Raw genomic sequence first — 4,379 nt, forward strand, 5'->3', positions numbered from 1 at the left:
TGTTGGAAATTACCTTTTCGCCATGCTGGTAACTGAATGGAGAGCAGGTGTAATTATATCTGAGAGTTACCGGGAAGGCAGCATTGCGGTAGTGGACAAACCAGGTCCGCCGGTTGAAATCCCACCTTACGAATCAGCAGAATTCGGGAACCCGGTCACTTCAATTCCTAAGGTTAGTTCTCCGGAGATTTCAATGGCACTTGAGGCTTTTCCTGTGCCAACCGAAGATTTTGTTACGGTAAAAGCTTACAGCAAGAACAAAGCCGTAATCCGTCTGCAACTCGTGGATATGAATGGAAGGATTTTACGGGAAATTTCATCAAAAACACCCGTTATCTCTGTTCAGGAAAGATTCGATCTGCGCAATATGGCGCATGGAATTTACCTCATCCGCGCCGACAATGCGACGCATTCTGCAACCCAAAAAGTAGTACGCTGATCAATTCCCGGAAACTTCCTGCAAATCGGGCGTGAGATCCACCGAAGTAATGTGGTCCTTGAAAAGCAGACCTTTCAGCAGCATTTCCTTGATCATCGACAAATGGGTGTAGGTGATCATGTGACCTGCATTATCGAGGAAAATGTACTGCGCCCGGTTGCTTTTAATGTGTTTCTTGGCAAAATCAATATTCCCCGGATCTGCGATCCAGTCATTACCGCCCTGAATCACAGTAGTAGGAACAAGCAGGTTATTCCAGACTGGCAAAAGCTTTTTCAGCTCGTCTGAATGGCTGTACTTCTCGGCAGTTGCAGTGTTGAACTCACCTGGTAAAAACAACTGAATAAAGGAATTCCGGCCCCATTTCGAAAACCAGTAGAATTTCTCTTTTTCAGGATCAATCACCGGCGAAACCATGAACAGCTCTTTCACCTGATCAGGCACCATGGATACCAGCTTTGCAGCAATCGGCGCGCCATAGGAACGACCTAATACGGTTACTTTCTCTTTGCTTTTATTCATCTCAAAAACGGGTAGCAATGCATTCGCCTGCGTAGCAATTGAGGTTACAAACCGCCTTTTCTTAAGTCTTGACTTTCCATAACCCACCCTGTCAACTGAAACAATGTGAAAGCGTTTTTGCAAATCTTCATCATCCATTAAATTCATATATCCCCAGAGTGAGCCCGGAGCCCCGTGGATCAGCAACAGCATCGGTAAAGTATCTGCCCCCACGCTGGCTACGCAAAGCGAAAGCGTATCATTTTTGATAATATGCTCCGTGGGTTTAACTTTCTTTTGGGCGTAATGCTTTCTGACCTGTTTCGCAGAGATAATGTATTTTGAAAAACAGGAGCTGAGTGAGGCCGAGATAAATAGCAATAAGGCGACTGTCCGAAGGAATCTAAAACGATGCATACAAGGTATTGTTACTGCATTTGCAATCCACAGGATACTTAATATACGATCAAAAGGTCAAAAAGTGTGCCGTTATTTGGTTTTTTTAGAAGAAATTAAAACAAACAAATTTTTCCCGCCGTTTCTTTGTTGTTGAAAACGAAACGTCCCACGATCTCAGACTTGCGACTCAATCTACTTTCTTAATGACTGCCAGCCACCAGAACACATTTTTCGAGCGCCTCACGGAGCAAAATGAGAAATACCGCTACAAGCTTCCATCCAGACAAGACGCAGGGAAATTCATTCAGAACCTGATCAATTTCCTGTTTCCGATTAGTCAGGATTGTCCAAGCTGTCCATCAAAAGACCTGGCGATGAAGTATGCAGATCTGCGGAAAGACCTGGACTATATGCTGCAGCCACTGTTGCCTGAGCTGGACAAAGGCACTGAGGAAATTCTGGACGAGATTTTCACGGGCATTCCTGAAATTTATGAAATGCTCCTGAAAGACGCGAAATCCATCACCGACAATGATCCGGCTTCGGTGAGCATTGAAGAAGTTATTGCGGTTTATCCCGGTTTCACAGCAATTGCTACCTATCGCTTCGCCCACCTTTTTGCGCAATGCGGTATCCCATTATTGCCCAGAATGCTGACTGAGTTCGCACACGGGCAGACCGGAATTGATATCCATCCAAATGCAGTGATTGGTCACTCATTCTTTATCGACCACGGAACCGGAGTTGTGATCGGCGAAACGACACACATCGGGAACAATGTAAAGTTATATCAGGGGGTAACACTTGGCGCAACGCACGTTTCTAAGTCACTCGCATCACGCAAGCGGCATCCTACAATCGAGGACAATGTGGTTGTTTATGCAAATGCCACGATCCTGGGCGGAGAAACTGTGATCGGGCACGATTCGATTATTGGCGGAAATGCGTGGTTAGTAAGAAGCGTACCTCCATTTTCCCAGGTTTATCACCAAAGCAAAATAGAGATACGCCCGCAATCTGCCGCAACTACATAATGCTGCGGATAAATCTTCTTACTCCTTCCATATATATCGGCTCAGCCTGGGAAAATGCATATCTGGGTTGAGTTGTCATGGTAATACCTATAAAACCAAAGGTCAGGCACCACCATTCGTAGTAAGTCTTGGTTACTGCTTCTCCCGACTTGGGACGAAGACCGGCGATCATTTCCCAAACCGGATTTCCTTTGATGCTCATCGCCTGTGAAAAAGCCTTCTTAGAATCACAATAAGCTCCTTCGAGGTTGAACATCACCTGAAACACTTCCGGATTTTCGACAGCGAAGTTCCAGATCTTCTGGGCTACTTCCACAAGCTGCTTCTGCGGATTACTGAAATGACCCTTTATCTTGATAAACTCGGCTTGCAAATAATCGAAACCTTCCAGCCGGATTGCTTCCAGAAGCTTGTCTTTGCTATCAAAATATTCGTACAGAATGGGGGGACTATATTCAATTACATCAGCAATTTTGCGAATCGAGACAGCAGTCCATCCGTCTTCACGGGCAATGTCTTTTGCTGTTTTAACGATGTCCGAACGTACCTGTATTTTAAGCCGTTCTCTTCGTTCTACTATTCCCATGCTTGAGTATTATTTTGGGGTTGAGTGAGAATGATGTCTTTCAAATATAGTGATATACAACTTACTGCTCAAGAGAAAGCCCCGGCTAATTTGTAAAAATTCATCGTGATTTTAGGAATTTTTACAACAAAGTGCGTCCGTGAAATCCAGGCGCGGGTTAGAAAATTTTACAGCTGAAAAATTTTTTTTACCCGTATTAAATGCGTTCATTCTGGTTTCCTGATCGGTGCGCCTTTCTCTATTTTCTCAACCAGTCGATAGTTTGCATCCTGCGCCCTCACCTTTCCGCGTCCATCTTCTCCAATCCTTAGGTTATTCTGGTACAGGTCCAGCCGCACCGATTTCTGGTTGTCATTTGCATAATTCCTGAGTACAATCCGCATTTGATTTTTCAGCTGCTCGTCGAGAACGGGAAAACAGATATCAATGCGGCGGTGCAGGTTCCGGTGGGTCCAGTCGCAGGAGCTCAGGAATATCTCATCGTTACCTCGATTGGCGAAATGGAAAATCCGTGTGTTTTCAAGATAGCGGTCCACGTGGCGGCTCACGATGATATTGTCGCTGATTGAGGGTAATCCTGAAATCAGACCGCAGCTTTCGCTTACCATCACATGCACTGGCACGCCGGCCTGCCCGGCCTGGTACAATTTATCAATCAGAATGTGATCCTGTAACTGATTTATCTTGATCGTAATAAAAGATTTGAGGCCAGCATTGCAGTTCGCGATCTCGCGGTCGATCAGGTCCATAAACTTTTTCTGCAATGTAAACTGCGTAACGAAAAGGTAGTTAAATGGCAGGTACTTGTATTTTTTGGGCTCGTCCTGCGTGGACAAATAGCCAAAGAGCAGTTCCAGCTCGTTAGTCAGCTCCCGGTGGTTTGTCAGTAAAGCATGATCGACAATTTCCCTGCTGGTAAGTCTGTAAAAACCGCCGGTACCCAGAAATGCGTAACGCTCCCACCCTTTCTGCACTTTACGTTTAATCAAAGCCATTTTAGCATGGACTTTGAGGCCGGGTACACTCAGGATAATTTTCACGCCCGCGTCACGCATTTTCTTCGACCATTGCAGGTTTTCCTGAATATCCATTTTGTTATTCAGCTCCACGTAGGTCGTCACACGCTTTCCATTCCTGGCTGCACTTATCAATGAATTCAGGATAAATGAATTGGGACTGATCTTGTATAATGAAACATGGATCTCGCGCACATGCGGATCAACTGCCGCTTCATTAAAAAACCGCACGATGGGTTCGTAGGACTGGTAAGGCAAGTGCACCAGCTGATCGCCCTTCTGAATGGCTTCGAAAATGGACTTCTTTTCCTCAAAGTCAGGAATCTGGATCGGTCGCTGATGCGGATAATCGAGCCGGCGCGACAATGCGGGAAACTTACTAAAATCCTGTAAAAAGAGATAAT

The 4,379-nt window shown here is 45.4% G+C and carries 5 protein-coding genes; 2 read left to right on the plus strand and 3 right to left on the minus strand.

Going from position 1 to position 4,379, the window contains the following annotated elements; translation table 11 throughout:
* A partial coding sequence (locus ACTIE6_RS18700; RefSeq protein ID WP_439558090.1) for a T9SS type A sorting domain-containing protein occupies nt 1–439 on the plus strand: 439 nt, incomplete at its 5' end.
* Here ACTIE6_RS18700 and ACTIE6_RS18705 read toward each other — a convergent pair.
* Nucleotides 440–1,357: an alpha/beta fold hydrolase gene (locus ACTIE6_RS18705; RefSeq protein WP_439558091.1), complete on the minus strand. Its 918-nt coding sequence runs from the start codon at nt 1,355–1,357 to the stop codon at nt 440–442.
* Nucleotides 1,358–1,542: 185 nt separating this feature from the next.
* On the opposite strand from ACTIE6_RS18705, the gene epsC reads away from it, so the two are divergent.
* Nucleotides 1,543–2,373, plus strand: a complete 831-nt coding sequence (gene epsC / locus ACTIE6_RS18710; RefSeq protein ID WP_439558092.1) for a serine O-acetyltransferase EpsC — start codon at nt 1,543–1,545, stop codon at nt 2,371–2,373.
* On the opposite strand, the gene ACTIE6_RS18715 is transcribed toward epsC, so the two are convergent.
* Together ACTIE6_RS18715 and ACTIE6_RS18720 are read right to left on the minus strand one after the other, a co-directional pair.
* A complete protein-coding gene (locus ACTIE6_RS18715) occupies nt 2,366–2,959 on the minus strand; it encodes a TetR/AcrR family transcriptional regulator (RefSeq protein WP_439558093.1) in 594 nt (197 codons plus the stop codon). The genes epsC and ACTIE6_RS18715 overlap by 8 nt on opposite strands.
* Nucleotides 2,960–3,165: 206 nt before the next feature.
* Nucleotides 3,166–4,379, minus strand: a 1,214-nt coding sequence (locus ACTIE6_RS18720) for a phospholipase D-like domain-containing protein (RefSeq protein WP_439558094.1), incomplete at its 5' end; no start/stop codon positions are given.

Origin of the sequence: Dyadobacter sp. (assembly GCF_051859145.1) — a bacterium.
Taxonomy (GTDB): Bacteria; Bacteroidota; Bacteroidia; order Cytophagales; family Spirosomataceae; genus Dyadobacter.

Bases quoted from the DNA above. Each gene is read 5' to 3' on its own strand.
- ACTIE6_RS18705 (WP_439558091.1), bottom strand. From the start codon at position 1,357: ATGCATCGTTTTAGATTCCTTCGGACAGTCGCCTTATTGCTATTTATC.
- epsC (WP_439558092.1), top strand. From the start codon at position 1,543: ATGACTGCCAGCCACCAGAACACATTTTTCGAGCGCCTCACGGAGCAA.
- ACTIE6_RS18715 (WP_439558093.1), bottom strand. From the start codon at position 2,959: ATGGGAATAGTAGAACGAAGAGAACGGCTTAAAATACAGGTACGTTCG.